Raw genomic sequence first — 22,133 nt, forward strand, 5'->3', positions numbered from 1 at the left:
CCCGGACCAGCAACGTCATCAATGGCCTCAATGTTAGGGGCGATCGGGAAGACCTTGCAACTATAGTTCCCGCGCATTGCTGAAAGCAAATGACGACACCCGCCGTGTGTTCTCATCGAGGATCAGGCTGCGCGTGATCGGCGGCTCGGCCCGCTGGCTGCAATTCTCGCGCTCGCAGAGACGGCAATTGACGCCGATCGGCGTGCCTTCAGTCTTCTCCAGATCGAGGCCTGCTGAATATGCGAGCTTGCCGGCATGGCGGATCTCGCAGCCGAGGCCGATGGCGAAGCGCGGTTGCGGCTGCGGATGCGGCGCTGCGGGCCGGCGTAGTGTCTGTGCGATGGAGAAGTAGCGGCTGCCGTCGGGGAGTTCTATCACCTGGCTCAGCAGGCGGTCCGGCGTGTCGAAGGTCGAATGCACGTTCCACAGCGGGCAGGTGCCGCCGAATTTCGAAAACGGGAAGGTGCCGGATGAAAACCGCTTCGAGACGTTGCCGGCATTGTCGACGCGCAGCATGAAAAACGGCACGCCGCGCGCATTCGGCCGCTGCAGTGTGGTGAGGCGATGACAGATCTGCTCGAATCCGACATTGAAACGCTGGCCGAGCACCTGCACGTCATAGCTCAGCGCTTCCGCGGCGGCATGAAACGCTGCATAGGGCATCAGTGCGGCGGCTGCGAAATAGTTGGCCAGCGTGATGCGATAGAGCCGCCGTGTGGTGTCGTCGAGCGGCCCGGCGCGGCCGATGATGGTCTCGAAATGCGATGAGCACTCGACGAGGCCGATTTGGAATGCGACCTGAAAGGCGCGGCCGGGCGCATCGATCATTTCCGAGATCAGCAACTGCCGGCGATGTCGGTCGAAACGTCTAAGCGTCTCGCGCATCACATCCACCGGCATGATGCGGGTGACGATCGAATATTTGTCGCGTAGTCGTGTGCTCAGCGCAGCAAACAGATCCTGCGACGGCACGTTGATCTCGTCGCGTAGGCCTTCGGAGGTCGTTTCGAGTTCGGGGAAGTAATTGCGGTTGGCCTCGATCAAATCACGCACGCGCTCGATCGGATTGGCTTCGAAGGGCGCGCCTTCGTGCCGATCGGCCATCTGCGCCGCCACCATGGTCTCGCCGCGCCGCGCTTCGGTATAAGCCGCATAGAGCCGCTGCAGCGCATGCGTGACGCCGGGACAGAGTTCGGCAAGGTCGCGCAATTCCTGTTTCGGCAAATCGATCTGGCGAAACAGCGGATCGGAAAAGATTTCGTTCAGCTCCGCGAAGAAGCGATCTTCATCCGCCGTCGCGAGATCGCGGAGATCGAGGTCGTAGGTCTCGGCGAGGCGCAGCAGCAACTGCGCGGTGACCGGCCGCTGGTTGCGCTCAATCAGATTGATGTAGCTCGGCGAAATGCCGAGGCCCTCTGCCATCTGGGTCTGGGACAGGCCCTGTTGCTGCCGGATCCGCCTGAAGCGCGGCCCCACGAACAGCTTCTTGCCAGACTCGCCCGCCATCCGCGCCAATTCCTGGTTCCCCGAGTCGCCACCCGGTCGTTGATTGTGACAAAATTAACAAAATGACATTTATTACAAGTCGTGATGTTACATCGCATCACCATTCAAACACAAGGCATCTGGTGGTTTGTCTGACATGGCGTTATCTGTTCACACGGTGAATGCATCGCATGTCACGAATGTCGATTTAAGGAATAAACAGGAGCACGACATGTCACACGGTAGCAATTTCTGGGTCATCGGCGGCGAGTTCGGTTCGATGAACTTCCACAAGCTGGTTGAAGGCTCGGCCCAGGTGCAGGGCCCGTTCAAGACGCGCAAGCAGGCTGAAGAAGCCTGGAAGACCGTGTCGGAAGAGAATCGCCACCGCGCCGGCGTCCGCTTCTCCATCGTCGAAGAGCCGAGCCGTCAGGTCGCTTAGGACCGACGGGTCGCCTGAAGCTGAGATCCCGAGCGGCGTCAGTGCCGCTGGATCGCCTCAAGCCTGTCGCTGATTTGCCCATAAGAAGACGTCCAAGGATATCAGCGGCCTCATCCGGGAAACCGGGTGGGGCCGTTGATGCGTTTAGCGGCCAAGCCTCTGGAAACAAACGGCCTTTCCGGCACTCGTGGTTACTGATAGGTTACTGCCGGTGGATGGCGCGCTCAGGCAGCCAGAAAGGGGTCCAGCGTGGCGAGTAACGGGACGAAGCCTGTCCAGGAAGCCAGGCCGCAGCGGCTGCGCGACGCGTTGCGTCAGGCCCGCATCGAGGCGGCCGATCGCACCGGTGTCGTCGTCGAGCTGCGCGATGCCGAAGTGGCGCGGCTGGAGATCCTCAATGAAGCGCTCGACCTGCCGTTCGCCGAGATCCCCGTTGGCATCGAGATGTTCGACCGGGGCATCAGCCAGGGCGACACGCCGCGGCTGTGGATCGACATGGTCGCCCATGTCGCGATGGGTCGCGACAAGCGCATGTATCGCTTCGTGCAGGACACCCGCCACGGTCGCGTGGTGCTGGCCGAGGCGCATGACGTTCCGACCATCGTAAAGGCGGTCACCGACTATATCGCGCGCCGCATGATTGAGCGCGAGCACGCGCTGGTGACAATGCCGGCGCCGGAGGTAGCGACGGCGGTGAAGAAGCCGCGCAGCAGATTCTGGCCGTTCGTGTTCGGTGTGATTGTCGGCGTCGTGGGACTATTTGCGCTCGCGCTGTTCGTGTCCGTGCGCGGACATTAGTCACGCTACACCAGCATCGTCCGCGTCAGCTCGTGTACCATATTGCTGCCCCCGAATCCTCGCACCGTCTGCTCGCAGCGCCAGCGTTCGCCGTCGCGTTCGATGGCGAACAGATTGTAGGCGGCTGCCGGCTTGTGGCCGTGTGCAACCGATGATGCCGATGGCACGCCGATTGCGGGAATGCGCCGCTGTGGGCCGTCGAACCACATGGTCGAATGAATGTGGTCGTGGCCGTGCAGGATCAGTTCGACGCCGTGGCGCTTGAGCACAGCTTGCAGCGCTTCGGAATCCGTCAGTCGCTTCATTTTCTGCTTTGAGCGTAGCGGATGATGAATCAGCAATACGCGAAACAGATGAGCGTCGGCGAGGCCGCCAAGCATAATGTTGAGCGCCCTAAGCTGTGCGTCGCCGAGCGAGCCCGTCGCCATGAACGGCGCGGTTGGCACACTCGACGAAACGCCGATCAGAGCCAGCGGGCCGCGGATACGCAGAAATGGAAAGCGCGTATCGGGGGTGCCGTCACTGCGCATATAGTCGCCGAAGGTTGCCGCAAAGCGCTCCGGTGCCCCGCGCACATAGGCGTCGTGATTGCCGGGGACCAGGGAGACCTTGTCCGGTGTGCCGACGCTCTCGATCCAGCGGCGCGCGCGCGGGAATTCGGCATCCAGGGCGAGATTCACGAGATCGCCGGTGACGGCAATATGGTCCGGCTGCTGCGCCTGCATGTCGCTGACGATGACATCCAGCATGTCGCGGCGGTGGATCAGGTGCCGGTTGCGCCGCCAGTTCAGATAGCCGAGCACGCGCTGCCCCAGGAGCTCGCGCCATTGCGGCTCTGGCATCGGCGGAACATGCGGATCGGACAGATGGGCGAGGGTGAAAGCGGTCATGAGAAGCGATCTGCCCCTGCGCGTATGTGAACAAGCCGGCTCAATGCGCCCTCATGCCTGTGAAATCCCTGCATGTTTTGGCAAGGTGGGGCATATGACGCAAGCACCCACCGTGTCGCCAGCCAGGAATTTGCCGTGATGACCTCACCGACGTTGCGGCAGCGGCTGGAGCCGACCCTGCGCAAATTCGTGCATCTGTATTTCCGCTTCGCCCGCGGCATGACCTTGGGCGTCCGCGCCGTGGTGCTGGACGCTGACAATCGCGTGTTTCTAGTCCGGCACACTTATGTCACCGGCTGGTATCTACCCGGCGGCGGCGTCGAAGTCGGCCAGACCTTTCGCGAGGCGCTAGACATGGAGCTGCGGGAAGAGGGGCGCATCGAACTCACGGGAGAGCCGGTTCTGCATGGTGTCTTTCTCAACAGTCACGTCTCGATCCGCGATCATGTGGCGGTCTATGTGGTCAGGCAGTTCCGGCAGGACTGGTTGCCCGAGCCCAATCGCGAAATCGCCGAAACCGGCTTCTTCGTCCTCGATGCCCTGCCTCACGACACCACCGAGGGCACCCGGCTGCGGCTGGCCGAGATCTTCGACGGCAAGCCGATCAGTGCTACCTGGCGGGTCTGATCCCGTCCGCCCGGGCAATGGACCGCGCGCCCGCCAAATGCTATCCCGCCTCCCGACATGAATGACCTTTCTCTGACCATCCTGGCGGAAACCGCCAACGACGCCCAGATCATCGAACGGCTGCATGCCCGCACCTTCGGCCCGGGCCGTTACGTGCTATCAGCCTACCGGCTGCGTGAACATGTCGGTCATCTGCTCGACCTGTCTTTCACGGCACGGATCGGCACGCTGCTGGTCGGCTCGGTCCGGCAATTGCCGATCTGCGTCGGCGATACGCCGGCACTGCTGCTCGGGCCGCTCACCGTCGAGCCGCCGTTCCGCAGCCGCGGCGTCGGCCGCAAGCTGCTGGACCGCGCCATCGCGGATGCGCGCAAGAAGGGCCACAAGCTCATCGTGCTGGTCGGCGACGAGCCCTATTACCGCCGGGTCGGCTTCAAGGCGATCCCTAAGGGCAATGTGACCATGCCGGGTCCGGTCGATCAAAACCGGTTGCTTGTGCTCGAGCTGGTGGAGGGCGCCGCTACGGGTCTCGCCGGCGCCGTTCGGCCGGATTGGGACGCGGCGAAGTAATTTTTTGATCCAAGCCGTCATTCCGGGGCGCGCGCAGCGTTAGCTGCGAGCGAACCCGGAATCTCGAAGTGATAGAACCGCATGAGGTTCCGGGTTCGCGCACTCAGCTGCGCTGAATGCACGCCCCGGAACGACGCTTACAATCAGAACTTCACACTCGCAAACGCCCGCACGTTCAGTCCGGGCTGCAGCACGTTGTCCTTGTTATAGGACACCGCGTTGCGGATGTTCTCGTTCAACAGATTGTTGCCGACCACGCCAAGCGTCATTTCCTTGGCGCCGTAGATGCGCGGGTCGAGCAGCGTCTTGTAGCTCACTTCGACCTTCAGGAGATTGTAGCCCGATGTCGGCGTCTCGGCGATCTCAGCGATGTCGTTCTGCGCGAAAGCGTGCAGCAAGTTCACGCGCGCGAACCAGTTGGCATCGCGCCAGAACAGACCGCCGCCGGCACGCACCGGCGGAATGCGCGGCACATTGGTGCCGTCGCTGAAGGTCGCGCGCACGATGTCGGCCTGGGTCTCGATACCCCATGTGCCGCCATAGATCTGCGCAACGTCGAGCTGGCTCTGGAATTCGCCGCCGCGGAAGGTGGCGTCACGCTGCGAATAGATCGCCTGGTTCAGTTCGAGGCCAAGTCCCGCTTGGCAGACTCCGTCTCCGCAGGTGTTGCCGGTCAGGCGGCGATAGATGAAGCCGCTATATTGCGTGTAGTAACCGGTGAGCTCGAAGCGGAACGGACCGGCGGCGCGGCGCAGGCCGAGTTCGACCGACTTCGCCGTCTCGATGCCTAGATTGGGATTGCCGATGTCGAAGGTCTCCGTCGCATCATGTCCGCCGCGCGAGAACAGTTCGGCGGGCTTCGGTGCGCGCTCGGTATATTGCGCGGTGATGCTGGCGGAGAGCCCATACCAGGGCAGATCCTGGATCAGACCGATGCTGCCGCTCTTCGGCGTGAAGGTCAGGTTGCGCCCGACAGCCGGCCCAATGGCACCGGGATCGGCATTGAGATCGAACTCGTTCGGAGTCGAAGATGGCGTCGTACCGGACAGTTCGACATGCTCGATGCGGCCAGCGATCTGCGCCTTCGTGGTTTCGGTGAACTTGAACTCGTTGAAGCTGTAGCCGGCGACCCTTGTATTCTTGTTCGGATCCCACAGGCCATTGAGAGGGCTGCCGATGTCGTCGGGGCTTGGTGCCGTCAGTTCCTGGTGGTTGACTTGCAGGCCGAAGGCCGAGGTGATCGTGGCGAAACGTGCGTTGAAGGGCATCATCTGCACTTCGAGCCGGCCTTCCTGCTCCTTGTTGGTGAAGGTCTGGCGCACGCCGTCGGACAAGAGATCGCTGGCGTCCGCAAGGCCGATTTCGTTGTGCTTGTAGTTCGTCGCGCCGACCCAGAAGCGGATCGCTTCGACCGCCGCGGCGTCCGGGCGATATTCGCCCTTCGCCGTGAACTTGGTTTGCTGGCCGGCGATACGGGTGCCGACCTGCGCGCCTTCAACGCCCGGAATGCGATAGGTCGTGTTGTTCTGTGTGATCGCCGCGCCGATATAGCCGCCGGTGAAGAAGTAGGAGCCACCGACCGATGCGCCGGCCGACTGGTTAGCCGAGTTCGGCTGACGTCCATTGAAGGCGAGGCCGGGCTCGGCATAGGGATAGCTCGACACATTGTAGTCGCCGGCCTTGCGGCCATAGACGTCGGCATGAACGGCGACATTGCCGCCGCCGGCGTCAAGGAGAATGCCGCCATCGACGCCGCGGTCCACTGAACTGAACGAGGTGCGCACCTCGGCATTCATGCAGCCCGGCGCTGCGAGACCGGCGACCGGCGCCTTCACCGGCATGCCGTAGCTCTGGAACGGCGCCGCCACGGCGCAGTTCGGCAGCGCGTCGGGAATGCGATTGTTTGATGAGCTGACCACGCCGCCGATCGATTGCGATCCGTAGCGCAGCGTCGCCGGGCCGCGGATCACCTCGATCTGATTGGCGGCAAACGGATCCACCGGCACGAAATGATCTTCGCCGAGGTCCGACGCGCCATTGCTGCCGATGCCGTTCTCGACGATGCCGACGCGATTGACGTCGAGACCCCTGATGATCGGCCGGCTCGATGCGCCCGGTGCGTAACCGGAGCCAGTGATGCCAGGCTTGTTGGCGAGGAGGTCGCCGAGTGTCGAGGCGCCGGAGCGGCGGATCTCGTCATTCGGCACCACGGTCACGGTGGCGAACTGATCGGTAACGATCGGGAGTTCGCCCTGCTGGGCCGGCTCTGCCTCGACGGGCACCGGCGCGGCATTGCGGTTCGGTGCGGGGCGCGTGACATGGGTATGCGCGGTGCGTGACGGCACCGGCTTGCGGCGCACGATCGGGCTTGGCGCGGTGACTTCCACGGCGGGAAGCTGCGTCTGCGCCAGCGCGGATTGCGGGAGGCAGCTCAGTCCCACCACGGCAGATGTGCCGAGCAGGAGGGCGCGCTTGAATTGAATCGACATAGGTTTGTCCTGACTTCACCGGCCGCGCGCTCGGGCGCTTGCGCCGGGACTCGCGGTGATGCGAATCTGACTTCGGTTACGCCGTTCGCGAGAAATTCGCGGCAGCGATCGTCAAATGTCGTGTCAGGATACAGGAGGGCCGCGCGGCTGCGATGCGCCGCTGATGGCGTCGAGATGGTCGAACTCAGCCTCGGTGATCCGCTGCAGCAGGACGGCAGCCTGCGGCAACAGCAGGACCGGCGGCGCGGCGAACAGCGCTGTACCGGCCATCGCCATGACGGCGCAGATGGCGCAGGGATCGGCTGCGCGGTGATGGTGGTCAGTATCGGGAGCGGCCGGTGTTTGCGCAACGTCGCTGGCCGAGAGTGCCAAGGTGGCGTCGAGAGGGGCAGCATGGACCGTCCCGCCGTGAACGTGGCCGAATGACAGAACGAGCTGCACCGCCAGCGCGAACAGCGCCAGCTTTGCCCCTTGTCTGATATTCGCGCGAAACCACTTCATGCCGACAGGCTGCCCCGGCATCGGTCGGCGGAGAGGTCTGCCAGCACCGATGTTATAATGTAACATCGCGCAACGGGCGGCCGGGTGTCAACGGCCAGTCATCTCCGGACACAGAAACCCGGCCTGCTGTGGGATTACGGCAACGCTGCGGTCTTACCTCGCCCCGCTTGCGGGGAGAGCGACTGTCTTGTTGGTCAAGCGTTTTGATGCTGCCATGGGGTCTTGTCTCGCAGGATGGCGTTGAGGATGGTGAGCAGCTTGCGGGCGAGGGCGATGATAGCGACGAGCTTGGGCTTGCCGGCGGCGACAAGCTTGTCGCGGAACAGTTTGAGCTGCGGATTGAAGCGGGCGGCCACCATCGCTCCCATGAACAACACGCGGCGTACATTGGCCCGGCCGCCGCCGATGAAGCTCTTGCCGCGCCACTGGCCGGATTGCCGAGTCCATGGCGCCAAACCGGCGAGCGCCGCAATCTGACGACGATCTAGTGTGCCGAGCTCCGGCAGTTCGGCAATCAGGCTGCGCGCGATGGTCGGACCGATGCCGGGCACCGACACCAGCAAGTCTTCTTTCTCGGCCCAGGCCGGCGATCCCCGCACGTGATCGCCGATGTCGTCGTCCAGTTCGGACAACTCCTTCTCCAGTGCCTTGTGGAGCCGGGCGATGCTCTTCTTCAGCCGCAGATTGCTGACGCGCCGTGCACGCTGGCTTTCCGCGGCAATCATCTCGACGATCTGGCGCCGACGTGCCACCAGATCGGCTAGCAGCCGCGTCGTCGCATCGGGAAGCGGCCGCAGTTGCGGTTTGGTCGCCTCGGCAAAATGCGCGATCACCATGGCATCGATCGGATCGGTCTTGGCGCGCTTGCCGAGGGCATTGGCAAAGGCGCGCACCTGCGCCGGATTGACCACCACCACAGGCAGATCGGCGCCGGCCAATCCTGCGGCGACGACCGTCTCAAAGCCGCCCGTCGCCTCGATCGCCACCATCCGTGGCGGCCGCGCTTTCAGCCGCGCGATCAGATCATCGATCCCCGCACCATTGCGGGCAACCGCAAAACTCTCACCGCCCGGACGCAACGCCACATCCAGCCGATCCTTCGACACATCGATGCCAACATAAATCGCGTCCATCTGATCCCATCCTTGCGCAACCGGGCTTGCTGAGCGGCCCAAGCGACTGTTCGGGTTCGATGGAACGGCAAGCAAGGACCCGCGCTCTCCCACGGGCTTGGTGTCCCTCAGGTCACTCGGTCTCCCGCCTGCCACCGCTCCGCACAACTTAGCAGATCCGGCGGCTGGCAAGTTACAAGGTCGTCATTCACGCGTTAGCGTGGATGACGGGTGAGGGGGAGCCAGTGTTTCACTCGCTGGCTGCCCCTCACCCGTCGCGGACTTCGTCCGCGCCACCCTCTCCCCGCAAGCGGGGCGAGGGAAGAAGCTACCGGCTCTCTCTTAGCCATGTCGCGGCAAACGCGCCGAGCAGCAGCAGCAGCCCGATCAGGCCGGCAAACATCGGCAGCACGCCGACGCCGCGGACCACGCTGGCATCGCGCATATGCACGCCTATCCAGCCGTCGCCGCGGAATACGGTCGAGGAGCGCACCGGCACGATACGCGGCAGCTCGACGCCCGAGCCTTCATTGATCCGTCGAGCGTCGCCACCGCTGGCCTGCGCCAGCGGCTTCAGCATCTCGGTGGTCGAGGTGACCTCGGAGAATTCCTTCGGGTTGATCGGGCCGACATTGATCAGCGCCTTCAGCGTGCCGTCGGTGGCCTGCCACAGACCGAGTTCATCGGCCGGCGTGGTCGCGCGCCACAGACCGGGCTCGCCGGCTGACAGCGTCAGTTCGCGGGTCTTGCCTGATGGTGAGGTCACCGTCACGGGCTGCACGGCGTCGCCCATGGTCTGGCGCAGCACAACGAGATCCTTGCCCTGACTCTGCAGCTTGAGTGCTTCCTCGTCGAGATCCGGCTGCTTCATCAGCCAGTGCGACGTGCGACGAAGCAGATCGAGATGCGGGCCGCCGCCTTCATAGCCGCGTGCCCATAGCCAGATGTGATCCGACAGCAGCAGCGCGACGCGGCCTTCGCCGGACCGCGACAGCAGCAGCAGCGGCTGACCGTCGGCACCGGTCATGACAGGGGGAGTGGTGGTATTGCGGGTCTCGACGGTGCGGAAGAAGCGGCTCCATTTCGGCGGCTCGAAATTGGAGCCTTCGAGACCGCGCGTCACCGGGTGACGTTTGCCGATATCGCTGAGATGAGCATAGAACGGCTTCTCGCTGACACCGACAGGTTCGGCAGGCAGCACTGAATCCAGCGGCGTGCGCCAGATCGAGGTGTTCGACGCGTAATCGGGCCCGGCCGAGACCAGCACGGCGCCGCCGGCGCGGACATAGCGCGCGATATTGTCGAAATAGGCGATCGGCAACACGCCCTGGCGGGCATAGCGATCGAAGATGATCAGCTGGAATTCGTGAATCTTCTGCTGGAACAATTCGCGGGTCGGAAACGCAATCAGCGACAGCTCATTGATAGGCGTGCCGTCCTGCTTCTCCGGCGGGCGCAAAATTGTGAAGTGAACGAGGTCGATCGAGGCGTCGGACTTCAGCAGGTTGCGCCAGGTGCGTTCGCCGGAGTGCGGCTCGCCCGACACCAGCAGCACGCGGAGTTTGTCGCGCACGCCGTCGATGGCGACCACGGCGCGGTTGTTGACCAGTGTGAGTTCGTTGTCGAGCGGCGAGGCTTCGATCTCGACGATGTTCGGGCCGGCATGTTTGATGTCGATATCGACCGACACGGTCTGGCCGGACAGCACCGTGCGCTCGCTCAGCGTATCGCCGTCGCGGCGGATGGCGACACGGGCGCGCTCGCCGGTGACGCCCTGATCGTCAAGGCGAAACGTGACGCGTTGCGACTGGCCGACGATGCCAAATCTGGGAGCAGCCGTGATGGCGATGCGGCGATCACGTTCGTCCTTGCGGCCGGTGATCAGCGCATGCACCGGCGCATTGAAGCCGAGACCCGCGACATTGGCCGGGATGTCATGGACACGGCCGTCGGTGATCAGGAAGGCGCCCGCGACACGGTCTGTCGGCACGTCGGAGAGAGCGGAGGACAGTGCGCCGAACAATTTGGTGCCGTCGGTTTCGCCATCAGCCTGTCCGGCTTCGACGACGCGGACCTCGAGGCCCTTGACCTGCTTCAGCCGGTCGACCAGCTGCTTCTGCGCTTCCTCGGTTTCCTTGGTGCGCGCGCCGAAATTCTGGCTCGGGCTCTTGTCGATGACGACGGCGGCGACCGATGTGAGCGGCTCGCGCTCCTCGCGCGTAAACGATGGATTGGCCAGCGCCAGCAGGATCAGCGCCAATGCGGCCACACGCACTGCAGCACCGCGTGCACGGCCGAGCAATAGCAATGCTGATATCGCCACGATGGCGGCGAGGCCGATCCACAGCACGATGGTCGGGACGAGGGGCGTAAACGCGATGCCGTACTGCATGTCGCGCTCCTACTGTCCGAGACGTTCGATGAGTGCGGGCGCGTGCACCTGATCGGCCTTGTAGTTGCCGGTTAGCGTATACATCACGATGTTGACGCCGGCGCGGAACGCGAATTCGCGCTGCCGCGGTTCGCCGGGCGTCAGTGGCAGCATCGGCTGGCCATCGGGGCGCATCGCCCAGGCGCCGGCAAGATCGTTCGAGGTGATGATGATCGGTGACACGCCGTCACCGCCGCGAGCCGGACGCGAGGCAGCGTCATCGCCATCGTCGCGCGGCAGGGTCTCGACCCAGGTCGGTCCGGAATTGAAGCGGCCGGGGAAGTCGCGCAGAAGATAGAAGGTCTTGGTCAGCACATGTTCGCGCGGCACCGGCTCGAGCTCGGGCACATCGAGCGAGGACAGGATATTGCGCAGCGTCAGCATGCCCGGCGTCTGCGACTCGCCATTAGGTCCAGGCGGCGCCTCGACGGCGTCGCGGGTGTCGAACAGCACCGTACCGCCTTGCTTCATGTAAGCGTCGATGCGGTTGATGGCTTCCTGCGGCGGCTTGGCCGCGCCGGGAATGATCGGCCAGTAGATCAGCGGGAAGAATGACAGTTCATCGCGAGAAGGATCGACGCCGACCGGCTCACCTGCTTCCAGCGCGGTACGCTGCGCGAGAAACAGCGTCAGTCCGGTCATGCCCGACTTCACGATGGAGTCGACATCGGCATTCCCAGTGACGACGTAAGCGAGACGTGTCTGCGACACCGCCTTGACGGCGAAATCGTCACTGGCTGGATCGGCCCGCGATGGCACCGGCGATCCCATGACGGTGCCGAGCGCGAATGCCACGGCGAGGGCCGCCGAGACGGCACGGCGGCGGAACATCGCGGCGATGGCACCGCCGAGCAGCGCGACGATGATCGCGTCCACCAAAAACAGCGCCAGCGCCGTGGAGAGCAGGATGCCGCGAAGGTCGCGAGGTTCGGCATTGGTGTAGCTGGCGCGGTTGGCCTTCAGGCCTGAGAAATCGATAGGCTCAATGCGATCGGTCGATGCCAGTGCATTCACCGCGAGCGGGCCATCGGCAGGGCCATAGAAGCCCGGCGGGTGATCGAGCGTGGCGCGGTCGCGATAGTCGGCGGCGAGCGGCTTGGCCGTGGAGGGCGGCGGCGTGAATGCGCCGAAACCATCGAGCGTGCGCAGCGGCGCAACCGTTTCCGCGCCGGTCTCGCCGGCGACACCTGCACCGGGCGTGGACGTGTAACCGGAGATATCGACGACCCTGCGCAGCATTTCGACGAAGGTGCCAGACAATGGCAGATCGGACCAGCGCATATCGGCGCTGACATGGAATAGCGTCACAAGACCCTTGCCACGACGCTCGCCGGTGACCAGCGGCGTACCATCGACCAGCGACGCCCAGCTCTTCGAGGCCAGCGCAGCATTCGGCTCTGCGAGCACCTGGCGGTTCACGGTGATGTCTTTCGGCACAGGGAGGCCAGCGAATGGGCCATCGGCGGCGAAGGACGCCAGATGCTGCGGCTTCTCCCAGGTCAGGCTGCCGCCGAGGCTGCGGTCGCCGCGGCGCAGTTTCACTGGCACGAGATCGTCATCGCCCTGCGCCAAGCGCGGGCCGGCGAAGCGCACCAGCACGCCGCCCGCATCGATCCAGGCATTCAGACGCTCGCGGATTTCCGGCGACAGCGTGCCGACATCGGCCAGCACGATCATCGGAAGTTTCTGGTCCAAGAATTGTGTGATCGCCTGTTGCGGCGCGCCGCGATCGCCGAGGCGCACATCCGCGAATGGCGCCAGCGCGCGCGTTAGATAGAACGTCGAGGCTAGCAGCGGCTGCGCGGTATCGTTGGTGGCGCCCGAGACGATGCCGATGGCGCGACGGCGCCAGCGCTTGTCCAGCAGTTGCACGGCGCCGGCGGAGCGTTCGCCGGTGATTTCAAGCCGCGCGATGTCGTTGCGCAGTTCCACGGGCAGATCGAACGAGGCTTCGGTCTCGCGGTCGTTCGGTGTGAACAGGAACTTGGCTTCGCCAACCGGCGATCCCTTCTGGTCGAGGCCGCGCACCACGCCGCCATCCGGGCCGCCGCTATTGGCGCGCAGCACCTTCACGGTCATCTTAGCTGCGGCGTTTTCCGCTGCGACCAGCGCATGGGCCGGCGTGGCGCCGCCGTCATAGATGGTCAGCGTGCGGTCGCCGATGGCCTTGGCAAGGCCCTGCGTGAAATCCGCGCCACGGCCGGTGTCAACGCCATCCGAGAGCCAGACGATTTCGCTGTCGCCGGTGGCTTTCAAAAAGCGCTCCAGCGCCGGCAGCGTATCGACGCGGTCGATCGCATAGGGCTTCGGCGAGAGCTGACGCAACGCGACGCGGGCGGTGCCGCCGGGCAGCAGCGTGATGTCGCGGTTCGGTTCCGACAGCGGAACAAGGGCCACGCCGCGGCGGTTGCTGTCGGCATTGGCAATCAGCTCATCCGCCGCCTTGACGCGAGCGTCCCAGCTTGCCGCGGCGCTCCAGCCATCGTCCAGCAAAATCGCAAGCGGTGCATTGCTGCCGGCCGTGCCGGTCTGCGGATTCCAGATAGGACCGGCTGCGGCAAAGATGATCAGTGCCGCAGCCAGCAGGCGCAGCAGCGTCAGCCACCAGGGCGAGCGCGACGGGGTTTCTTCCTTCGGTGTGATATCGAACAGCAGACGTGTCGGCGGAAACGCGATGCGCTGCGGACGCGGTGGCATCACGCGCAGCAACCACCATAGGGCGGGAAGACTGATCAGGCCGAGCAGCAGCAGCGGTTGAGCAAAGGCGAGCGGAAAACCACCGATCATGCTGAACGTCCTGCCTTGACCATGCTGCCGCCGGCAGATTTGCTGACCATCATGCCGCCATGCAGGAACAGCAGCAGTTCAGCCGCCGAGCGGCTGGTGGTATGTGTCGAGAACAGCCAGCCGAGCTTGGCGGTCTCGGCGCGGATTTCTTCGCGATGCGCGGCGACGCGCGCGACGTAATCCTCGGCCCAGGTCTGTGCACGGCCTGCGGTGATGACATTGCCGCTTTCGGGCTCGACGAATTCGACGCGGCCGGAATAAGGGAAACTCTCCTCGGCGGGATCGACGACCTGCACCAGTGCGCCATGCGCGCCGGATGACGACAGACCGGCCAGCATCCCCTTGATCTCCGGCATCGGCGACCAGAAGTCGCCGAGCACCACGATCTCGGCCAGTGCTGAGGGCACAAACGAAGGTGGCAGGCTGGCGCGGTTCGTCGTGTCGTGCAGCATCGCCTGCGCCATCTTGTCGATGACGCTGCGGCTCGAGGTTGGATTCATCAGGCCGGGCACGCCGACGCGTTCGCCGCCGGCGACCAGGAGTTCAGCCAGTGCGAAGGTCACGATCAGTGCGCGTTCGAGCTTGCTGTCGCGCGCGCCCTTGGAGGCGAAAGCCATCGACAGCGAACGGTCCGGCCACAGCCAGACGGTGTGCGCGGCTTCCCATTCCTGCTCGCGGACATACAAATGATCGTCACGCGCCGAACGGCGCCAGTCGACATTCTGCGACGGTTCGCCGGAGACGAAGCGACGATATTGCCAGAAACTTTCGCCATGGCCCGCGCGGCGCCGGCCATGCAGGCCATGGATGACGGTCGCAGCAATGCGCCGGGCCTCCAGCACCAGACGCGGCAGCGATGCAGCAAGCGTACGGCTTTCGCCATCGGCGCGGCGGACTGCGATGATCTCCTGCGTGGCGTGATCCGGCGCTGCGGCCATTAACCGATCCGCGTCTTGAGCTGACGGATGACGTCGGGGACTGTGCGGCCTTCGGCACGCGCCGAGAAGGTCAGCGCCATACGATGCTTCAGGATCGGTTCGGCGAGATAGAGCACGTCGTCGATCGACGGCGCGAGACGGCCATCGAGCAATGCACGGGCACGCACTGCCAGCATCAGCGACTGTGACGCGCGAGGACCTGGGCCCCAGGCGATCAGCTTGCTGGCATCGCCTGCGTCCGGTCCCGGACGTGCCGAGCGCACCAATGTAAGAATCGCTTCGACCACGCTGTCGCCGACCGGCAGACGGCGGATTAGGCGCTGCGCGGTAATCAGCGTTTCAGCGGTCACGGCAGCCTTGGCGATGGTTTCTTCGGCGCCGGTGGTTTCGAACAGGATGCGGCGTTCGGCGTCGCGATCCGGATAATCGACGTCGATCTCCATCAGGAAGCGATCGAGCTGCGCTTCCGGCAGCGGATAGGTGCCTTCCTGTTCCAGCGGATTCTGCGTGGCCAGCACATGGAACGGCTTCGGCAGATCGTGCCGGGCGCCGGCGACGGTGATGTGCTGTTCCTGCATCGCCTGCAGCAATGCGGATTGCGTGCGCGGCGAGGCGCGGTTGATTTCGTCGGCCATCAGAAGCTGTGCGAAGACAGGTCCCGAGATGAAGCGGAACGAGCGCTTGCCGGCGACGCTCTCGTCCAGCACTTCGGCGCCGAGAATGTCTGAAGGCATTAGGTCGGGGGTGAACTGGATGCGCTTGGCATCAAGGCCGAGCGTGACGCCCAGCGTTTCCACCAGCTTGGTTTTGGCGAGGCCCGGAACACCGATCAGCAGCGCATGGCCGCCGGACAGGATGGTCACCAGCGTGTTTTCGACGACGCGTTCCTGGCCGAAGATGACAGTGGAGATCGCGTCCTTGGCGGCGCGCATCTGGCCGGCCACCTGTTCCGCGGAGCGGACAATCACGTCTTCGAGTTTCTCGACACTGTCAGCGCCAGCCATCCATTGCTCCTTCGGGTGAACGGCGCCTGAAATACGCCGCCGCATTTGTCGTCACGCCATCTTAGTATTCCATGGACCTGATGCTAAACTTAAGCGAAGGCCATGTATTTGTTGAATTAAACTATCCCCACAATATCGGGATGCGGCTATGAACTGCATCACGTTGTGGCGAGTTGGATTGTGACATCACACGTTTCAATACGTGCACCAATCGTGCCAAATGGCAGCGGTAAGGTCAGGGCAAACAATGGCGAAGCAAGGGCAGATCGCAAATCAGGGGCTGGATGGCCTGACCACTGCGGCGAGGGATGCGGCGGCCAACGGTAAAGCCGGCAAGGGCCTGCCGCCGGTGCATCTGTGGAATCCGCCATTCTGCGGCGACCTCGACATGCGAATCGCTGGCGATGGTACGTGGTTCTATTTGGGAACGCCGATCGGCCGGCCCGCATTGGTGCGGTTGTTCTCAACGATCCTGAAGCGTGAGGGCGGCAAGCACTTTCTCGTGACCCCCGTGGAGAAGGTCGGCATCACCGTGGACGATGCCCCATTTCTCGCCGTCGAGATGCTCAAGGAGCAGGACACGCGCGGCACGGTGTTGAAGTTTCGCACGAATGTGGACGATTGGGTCGCGTGTGACAGCGAACACCGGCTGCGATTCGAGATGGCTGAGGACGGCGGGTTGACGCCCTATCTGCATGTCCGCAGTGACCTGTGGGCCAAGGTGACGCGGGCGGTCTATTACGATCTGGTTGACATGGGCGAGGAGCGGATGGTCGATGGTATCGCGATGTTCGGCATCGCCTCCGCGGGCGCGTTTTTCGCCATGGCCGATGCGGAGCAGGTCAGGGAAGCTACATAAGTGAGCCGATTGAAGTGAGCCGGGCGAATGAGCCGATGCTGAAGACCGACGCGGATGCCGCGGATATCGGTTCAGTTGAGTTTTTCAAGCGGGCGAAGGCACGCCTGAATTTCGATGTGCCCGAGGGGCTCACCGACGCCAGCATCATTCCCGTCACCGGCGATGCCGGCAACGACCGCATGATCCAGATCGTGGCGCAGGAGCGGCCGATCCGCCCGGCCGCGGTCCTGATCGGCATCGTCGAACACGAACAACCAACCGTGCTGCTTACCCAGCGCTCCGCGCATCTCAACGATCATGCCGGACAGATCTCGTTTCCCGGTGGCAAGATCGATCCGACCGATGTCTCGCCGCTGGACGCCGCGTTGCGCGAGGCCGAGGAGGAAATCGGTCTTGATCGCTCCTTCGTCGAGCCGATCGGCTATCTCGATCTCTATGCGACCGGCTTCGGCTTTCGAATCCTGCCGACGCTGGCGCGTGTGAAACCAGGCTTCAATCTGAAGATCAACGAGAACGAGGTCGAAAGCGCCTTCGAGGTGCCGCTGGCGTTTCTGATGGACCCTGCCAATCATCAGCTGCACAGCAAGGAATTCCGCGGCATGGAGCGGTCCTATTACGCGATGCCGTTCGCCGAACGTTATATCTGGGGCGCTACCGCAGGCATCCTGCGCGTGCTGTACGAACGGATCGTGCTCACATGATCCGTCCGGTTCTGACCGAAGTCGGCATTTTCCTCATCCCGTTTGCGCTCTATGCCATTTTCCTGATCGCGACCAAGAATGGTGTGACACTGAAATCGTCATGGCCGATGCCGGTGATGATCAGGCTCGCCATCGCCGCCGCCGTGCTGGTGATCGTGAGCCTCGTGCTGCTGGCGCAGTTTTCCGGCGCGCCGCCGGGATCGACCTATGTCCCGGCGCATATCGAAAACGGCAGGCTCGTTCCCGGGGTCGAAAAATGAGCGTGCGCAAACTGCCCGACGCGCCGTGGCTCACGTCAGGACCGTGCGGGCAGGTGCTGGCGCTGCTCAACGGCAATGGCGAGGAAGCCCGCGCGGTCGGCGGCGCTGTGCGCAACGCTCTGATGAAATTGCCAGTGGGCGAAATCGATATAGCCACGACGGCCATGCCCGATGAAGTGATCCGCCGCGCCAAGGCGGCCCATATCAAGAGCGTGCCGACGGGCATCGAGCACGGCACGGTGACGCTGGTTGTCGATGGCGCACCGTTCGAGATCACGACATTGCGCGAAGACGTCGAGACCTTTGGCCGCAAGGCCAAGGTGGCATTCGGGCGCGACTGGAAGCGCGATGCCGAACGACGTGATTTCACGATGAACGGCCTTTCGGCATCCATCGACGGCGTGGTGCATGATCATGTCGGCGGCCTGTCCGATCTCGATGCCCGGCGGGTGCGCTTCATCGGCGATCCCGACAGGCGCATCGCCGAAGACTATCTGCGCATTCTCAGGTTCTTCCGCATTCATGCCGCCTATGGCGCCGGCGCGCCGGATCGCGAAGGTTATCTCGCCAGCATTCGCGGCCGCGATGGACTGGCGGGAATATCGGCCGAGCGTATCAGGATGGAGTTGCTCAAGCTGCTGGTGGCCGATGGCGCCTTCGCGGCGGTGGATGCGATGGTCGATGCCGGCCTGATGCTGCGGATCGTGGGCGGTGTCACCTACAAGGGGCCGTTCGCCGCAATGATCGCCATCGAGCAGGCGTTGGGGCTAAAACCCGATGCGGTTCTGAGGCTTGGTGCGCTCGGCGTCGCAGTTACGGAAGATGCGCGCCGGCTTGCGCAAAAGCTGCGGCTCTCCAATGACGAAACCAAGGCCTTGGATTCGATGGGCCATCGCTGGTGGCGGCTGAAGGGCATGGATGAATCCCATGCCCGGCGGCGGCTCTATCGCTTGGGCGAAACCCGTTATCGCAACCGCATGATGCTCGCCTGGGCCCGCGCCGGCCGCGATGCCGATGTAGAGGCGTGGAAAACGCTCGTAACCTTGCCGGAACGATGGACACCGCCGGTGTTTCCGCTCAGGGCCGCCGACTTCATGGCGCGCGGCATCGCCAAGGGCCCGGCGCTCGGCCATGTGCTGGCGCTGGCGGAAGATGCCTGGCTGGCGCTGGACTTTCCGATGGAGGTCGATGTGCTGACTGTTATCGCCGACCAAACGATTGCGCGATTCAAGCACGACCATCAGCTCTAAGTTTCGACGGCACCATGAAGCATGTCATTCGCCCCGGTTCTGCCGATATCAGCGATGATGCCGACATCGTTGTGCCGTGGTGGAGTTTTACCAAGACGCTGATTGCCGCCACGGCACTGACCATGGTGCGTGATGGACAGTTGCGTCTGGATGATGCGTTGCCGGGCGAGTCCTTTACGCTCCGCCAGTTGTTGCAGCATCGCGCCGGTCTGGCCGACTACGGTTCTGTTACGGCCTACCATGCGGCTGTCGCTGCCGGTGAAGACGCCTGGCCGGTGGACCGGCTGCTGCACTCAGTTTCTCCTCTGCATGCCGGAATTGGGCCGGGCCATTTCGCCTATTCGAATGTCGGCTATTTGCTGGTCCGGGAACATCTCGAACGCGTGAGCGGGCTGGGGCTCGATGCCTTGATACGACACCGGTTGCTCGAACCCTTCGGTGTGGTCGGGCCGCGCATCGCCAATCAACGCAGCGATCTCGCCGATGTCCGGATGGGCAATGCGCAGTCTTACGATCCGCGCTGGGTCTATCACGGGCTGGCGGTCGGGACATTGCGCGATGCCGCAATGCTGCTGCACCGCTTGATGACGACGGACTTGCTGCCTGTGGGGCTGCGCGACGAGATGTGCCACGGAATCGCAGTGGGTGATCCCGGTACAGGACGTCCGTGGCAACACGCGGCTTACGGCCTTGGCGTTATGGCTGGAACGACAACCAGTAATTTACGCGTCGTCGGGCATACCGGCGGAGGTCCGGGCAGTGGCATCGCCGTCTATCATTGTCCCGAACATGCGCAAGCAACCGTTGCGGTCTTCGCGACCGGCGGCGCTGCGGGCCGTATCGAGACAAATGCGTTCGAACTTGCTCTGCAAGGCTGAGCGACAAGCTGCCGCCGGACATTTGCGCCCGGCGGCGGACGGCCTGATCAGGCCACCTTGCTCTTGTGCTCTTCTTCGTCGTCGTCGTGTTCTTCAGCTTCGTCCTCTTCGCTCGTCGTCATGCGGGATGACGAGGGCGAGTTCGAGCACGGCACGCGGAAGGGTCTCGCGGAACAGATCGCCTTCCTCGCCCAGCCAGATGCATTCGATGTTGTCGCCGTCAATGTCGGCCACGGTCAGCGGGCAACCGCCCGACTTCAGCATGACGACATCGCCTGATTTCAATTCCATGGTCGGCTCCCGAAATGTGTGTGACACGCGCTGAGTCTAGCTCCGCGTCATGACAGGCCGAACACGGGGATGTTTCTGTCAGCTATTTTTGCTGAAGCAGTTTTGCGAGTTCCGCGCCGAGGCCGACGCTCTCCAGCGCAGGCGGCGGGCTGCTGTCGAGACCTTTCGCTGCTGCGGCGATCACGGCACGCGTGCCGGTTTCGACGGAACACAAGACGGGTACCGGCACGTCAGCTTGGATGCGAGACGCAAGGCCGGCGAGTGCTGCGCCGCCAAGGATCACGACCTCGGCCCCGTCGTCCGTGGCACAGGCCGTGCAGGCGCTGGCGAGCGCAGCCAGTGCTGCATCGGGATTCCGCGCGATATCGCCGCCGGTCGGTGCGATGGTGCGCACCTTGGCGAGCTTGTCGGCCAAGCCAATGCTCCCGACGAACTCCCGGAGCATCGGCCCCCACAGCGCGCCGCCGGTGACGATGGCGAAACGCCCGCGTCTGGAGGCCTCGATGCAGGAAGCTTCGGCCATGCCGACCACGGGAACGTCTGCAATTTCGCGCAGCGCCAGCAGGCCGGGGTCGCCGAAGCAGGCGAGGTAGACCGCATCGCAGCCGGCGCCATGAGAAGCATAGGCGTCGAGCGCCGCATGGCCTGCGATGGCCGCCGAGGCGCGCGTCGAAATATAGCGGGCGCCGAACCGGCCGGTCGCCGGCACAAAGGTCGCGGCATCGCCGGCTACGGCCTCGACATGCCGTTTTACGAGCGTGGTGACGCTCTCGGTGGTGTTGGGATTGATCAACAGAATGCGCACAGGGGGGCTCTCGATGAGTCCGTCCACTATAGGCGCCAGTGCGGGAAATGCACGGCGATCATCGAAACGCATGCGGGCGCATGAGACGTGCCGCCCGCCGCCGTCCTAGCTGCCGGCGCCGTAATAGGCTTCGCTGCGGACGATCTGGTGATCGGCATCGAAATCCATCATCTCGCACGCCCGGGTCGGTCCACCGGGCAGCGGCGCGCTCCAGGGTGAGATGTGGCTCGGATAGCCCGCCATAGGCGGCGTGCCAGTAGGTGCGAATGGCGTCGCGTCCCTTTATGGTGGATGATCCCGCCAGTTTCGTTGCCAGCGGGCTGCGCATCTCACCTTCGGGAGCAAAATGATTAACGATCGTATCGATCGCGAGCCGATTCCAGTTTGCAGCCCATTGCTGCGCGAATGCCATCGCGTCCTGCCGCGTCAACATGAGTCCCGTCTCCCTGTCGTGAGCCTTCGATGAGCCCATCTCCCAGAAAACCTAGCATCGCCGTTTCTCAAGTCAATGATATTGACCTTAAGAAACTCGATCCGCTCGATGATGCACTGGCGCTGATGTATTTCGGATGGCGCGGGATGACGCGTGCGGCTGACGAGTATCTGGCGACGGTCGGCCTGTCTCGGGTTCACCATCGCATTCTCTATGCCGTGCTGCGCGGCGAGGGCATCACGATGTCGGATCTGCTGGCGATCCTGCAGATTTCGAAACAGGCGCTGCATCGCCCGATGAAGCAATTGCTCGATGAGGGCTATGTGGCCGTCAAGCGCGATCCGACGCGGCATCGTTTCAAGATTCTTGAACTGACGCCCGCCGGCCGCGCGGTCGAGCGCATCGCATCCGGTCATGAGCGCAAGATCATGGCCCGCGCCTTCAAGAAGGCGGGGGCGGGCAGCCAGGCCGCATGGTCGGCGGTGATGGCGGAGGCGGCGCGCGACTAGCCAAGTTCAAGTCTTGAGGTCAACAATATTGACTTGATAGGCAAGCTCTGCCATCCCGGTCCCATAACAAGGA

General features: G+C 63.8%; 22 protein-coding genes and 1 pseudogene. 10 read left to right on the plus strand and 13 right to left on the minus strand.

Annotated elements, in window-relative coordinates; all coding sequences use genetic code 11:
* Window positions 1-60 precede the first annotated feature (60 nt).
* Window positions 61-1,506, minus strand: coding sequence for a helix-turn-helix domain-containing protein (locus tag AB8B20_RS24685; RefSeq protein WP_439073274.1), 1,446 nt, complete (start codon window positions 1,504-1,506; stop codon window positions 61-63).
* Between the two features lie 211 nt (window positions 1,507-1,717).
* Here AB8B20_RS24685 and AB8B20_RS24690 point away from each other — a divergent pair, with 211 nt between their 5' ends.
* Both AB8B20_RS24690 and AB8B20_RS24695 read left to right on the plus strand, forming a co-directional pair.
* Window positions 1,718-1,927, plus strand: a complete 210-nt coding sequence (locus tag AB8B20_RS24690; protein ID WP_068733054.1) for a DUF4170 domain-containing protein — start codon at window positions 1,718-1,720, stop codon at window positions 1,925-1,927.
* A 249-nt stretch (window positions 1,928-2,176) separates the two neighbouring features.
* The gene (locus AB8B20_RS24695; RefSeq protein ID WP_439073273.1) at window positions 2,177-2,725 is read left to right on the plus strand and encodes a hypothetical protein; all 549 of its coding nucleotides are present in this window, start codon (window positions 2,177-2,179) and stop codon (window positions 2,723-2,725) included.
* 5 nt (window positions 2,726-2,730) lie between these two features.
* On the opposite strand, the gene AB8B20_RS24700 is transcribed toward AB8B20_RS24695, so the two are convergent.
* Complete coding sequence (locus AB8B20_RS24700) at window positions 2,731-3,615, minus strand: metallophosphoesterase family protein (protein WP_439073272.1); 885 nt, start codon at window positions 3,613-3,615, stop codon at window positions 2,731-2,733.
* A gap of 138 nt (window positions 3,616-3,753) precedes the next feature.
* Here AB8B20_RS24700 and AB8B20_RS24705 point away from each other — a divergent pair, with 138 nt between their 5' ends.
* Window positions 3,754-4,242, plus strand: coding sequence for an NUDIX domain-containing protein (locus AB8B20_RS24705; RefSeq protein WP_439073271.1), 489 nt, complete (start codon window positions 3,754-3,756; stop codon window positions 4,240-4,242).
* A 57-nt stretch (window positions 4,243-4,299) separates the two neighbouring features.
* Entirely contained in the window at window positions 4,300-4,812 is a 513-nt protein-coding gene (locus tag AB8B20_RS24710; protein ID WP_093759621.1) for a GNAT family N-acetyltransferase, read from the plus strand.
* A 143-nt stretch (window positions 4,813-4,955) separates the two neighbouring features.
* Here the strand turns inward: AB8B20_RS24710 and AB8B20_RS24715 are convergent, their stop codons facing one another.
* The 7 genes from AB8B20_RS24715 to AB8B20_RS24745 form a co-directional block, all read right to left on the minus strand.
* Window positions 4,956-7,301: a TonB-dependent receptor gene (locus AB8B20_RS24715; RefSeq protein WP_439073270.1), complete on the minus strand. Its 2,346-nt coding sequence runs from the start codon at window positions 7,299-7,301 to the stop codon at window positions 4,956-4,958.
* A 123-nt stretch (window positions 7,302-7,424) separates the two neighbouring features.
* Window positions 7,425-7,802, minus strand: coding sequence for a DUF2946 domain-containing protein (locus AB8B20_RS24720; RefSeq protein ID WP_439073269.1), 378 nt, complete (start codon window positions 7,800-7,802; stop codon window positions 7,425-7,427).
* 194 nt (window positions 7,803-7,996) lie between these two features.
* Window positions 7,997-8,935 carry an IS110 family transposase gene (locus AB8B20_RS24725; RefSeq protein WP_439072572.1) on the minus strand — a complete coding sequence of 313 codons (939 nt, stop codon included), beginning with the start codon at window positions 8,933-8,935 and terminating at the stop codon, window positions 7,997-7,999.
* 307 nt (window positions 8,936-9,242) lie between these two features.
* Window positions 9,243-11,306, minus strand: a complete 2,064-nt coding sequence (locus tag AB8B20_RS24730) for a hypothetical protein (RefSeq protein ID WP_439073268.1) — start codon at window positions 11,304-11,306, stop codon at window positions 9,243-9,245.
* 9 nt (window positions 11,307-11,315) lie between these two features.
* Complete coding sequence (locus tag AB8B20_RS24735; protein ID WP_439074041.1) at window positions 11,316-14,129, minus strand: DUF4159 domain-containing protein; 2,814 nt, start codon at window positions 14,127-14,129, stop codon at window positions 11,316-11,318.
* Window positions 14,129-15,070, minus strand: coding sequence for a DUF58 domain-containing protein (locus tag AB8B20_RS24740; RefSeq protein WP_439073267.1), 942 nt, complete (start codon window positions 15,068-15,070; stop codon window positions 14,129-14,131). The genes AB8B20_RS24735 and AB8B20_RS24740 overlap by 1 nt, the downstream gene beginning before the upstream one ends.
* Window positions 15,070-16,074 (minus strand): AAA family ATPase, encoded by a 1,005-nt coding sequence (locus AB8B20_RS24745; protein WP_309947746.1) that lies wholly within the window; start codon window positions 16,072-16,074, stop codon window positions 15,070-15,072. The genes AB8B20_RS24740 and AB8B20_RS24745 overlap by 1 nt, the downstream gene beginning before the upstream one ends.
* A 247-nt stretch (window positions 16,075-16,321) precedes the next feature.
* On the opposite strand from AB8B20_RS24745, the gene AB8B20_RS24750 reads away from it, so the two are divergent.
* The 5 genes from AB8B20_RS24750 to AB8B20_RS24770 are packed head-to-tail and all read left to right on the plus strand — an operon-like array spanning window position 16,322 to window position 20,022.
* Window positions 16,322-16,933 (plus strand): DUF1285 domain-containing protein, encoded by a 612-nt coding sequence (locus AB8B20_RS24750; RefSeq protein ID WP_439073266.1) that lies wholly within the window; start codon window positions 16,322-16,324, stop codon window positions 16,931-16,933.
* A 35-nt stretch (window positions 16,934-16,968) separates the two neighbouring features.
* Complete coding sequence (locus tag AB8B20_RS24755; protein WP_439073265.1) at window positions 16,969-17,634, plus strand: CoA pyrophosphatase; 666 nt, start codon at window positions 16,969-16,971, stop codon at window positions 17,632-17,634.
* Window positions 17,631-17,894 (plus strand): DUF6111 family protein, encoded by a 264-nt coding sequence (locus tag AB8B20_RS24760; RefSeq protein ID WP_089262546.1) that lies wholly within the window; start codon window positions 17,631-17,633, stop codon window positions 17,892-17,894. Before AB8B20_RS24755 ends, AB8B20_RS24760 begins: the two co-directional genes overlap by 4 nt.
* Window positions 17,891-19,144, plus strand: coding sequence for a CCA tRNA nucleotidyltransferase (locus AB8B20_RS24765; protein ID WP_439073264.1), 1,254 nt, complete (start codon window positions 17,891-17,893; stop codon window positions 19,142-19,144). Before AB8B20_RS24760 ends, AB8B20_RS24765 begins: the two co-directional genes overlap by 4 nt.
* Before the next feature lie 14 nt (window positions 19,145-19,158).
* The gene (locus tag AB8B20_RS24770; RefSeq protein ID WP_439073263.1) at window positions 19,159-20,022 is read left to right on the plus strand and encodes a serine hydrolase domain-containing protein; all 864 of its coding nucleotides are present in this window, start codon (window positions 19,159-19,161) and stop codon (window positions 20,020-20,022) included.
* A gap of 93 nt (window positions 20,023-20,115) precedes the next feature.
* On the opposite strand, the gene AB8B20_RS24775 is transcribed toward AB8B20_RS24770, so the two are convergent.
* The 4 genes and pseudogenes from AB8B20_RS24775 to AB8B20_RS24790 all read right to left on the minus strand — a co-directional run.
* Window positions 20,116-20,313, minus strand: a complete 198-nt coding sequence (locus AB8B20_RS24775) for a YodC family protein (protein ID WP_439073262.1) — start codon at window positions 20,311-20,313, stop codon at window positions 20,116-20,118.
* Between the two features lie 82 nt (window positions 20,314-20,395).
* A complete protein-coding gene (locus AB8B20_RS24780) occupies window positions 20,396-21,118 on the minus strand; it encodes an aspartate/glutamate racemase family protein (protein WP_120289098.1) in 723 nt (240 codons plus the stop codon).
* Window positions 21,119-21,223: 105 nt separating this feature from the next.
* Window positions 21,224-21,361: a hypothetical protein gene (locus AB8B20_RS24785; RefSeq protein WP_439074079.1), complete on the minus strand. Its 138-nt coding sequence runs from the start codon at window positions 21,359-21,361 to the stop codon at window positions 21,224-21,226.
* Between the two features lie 13 nt (window positions 21,362-21,374).
* Window positions 21,375-21,590: pseudogene (locus tag AB8B20_RS24790) on the minus strand (hypothetical protein); the annotation flags it as partial.
* Between AB8B20_RS24790 and AB8B20_RS24795 the strand changes: the two are divergent.
* Window positions 21,581-22,060 carry a MarR family winged helix-turn-helix transcriptional regulator gene (locus AB8B20_RS24795; protein ID WP_089262538.1) on the plus strand — a complete coding sequence of 160 codons (480 nt, stop codon included), beginning with the start codon at window positions 21,581-21,583 and terminating at the stop codon, window positions 22,058-22,060. The pseudogene AB8B20_RS24790 and the gene AB8B20_RS24795 sit on opposite strands and share 10 nt — an antisense overlap.
* The last annotated feature ends 73 nt before the right edge of the window (window positions 22,061-22,133 follow it).

The sequence above is a fragment of the Tardiphaga sp. 866_E4_N1_4 genome, from assembly GCF_052076075.1.
In the GTDB taxonomy this organism is placed as follows: Bacteria; Pseudomonadota; Alphaproteobacteria; order Rhizobiales; family Xanthobacteraceae; genus Tardiphaga; species Tardiphaga robiniae.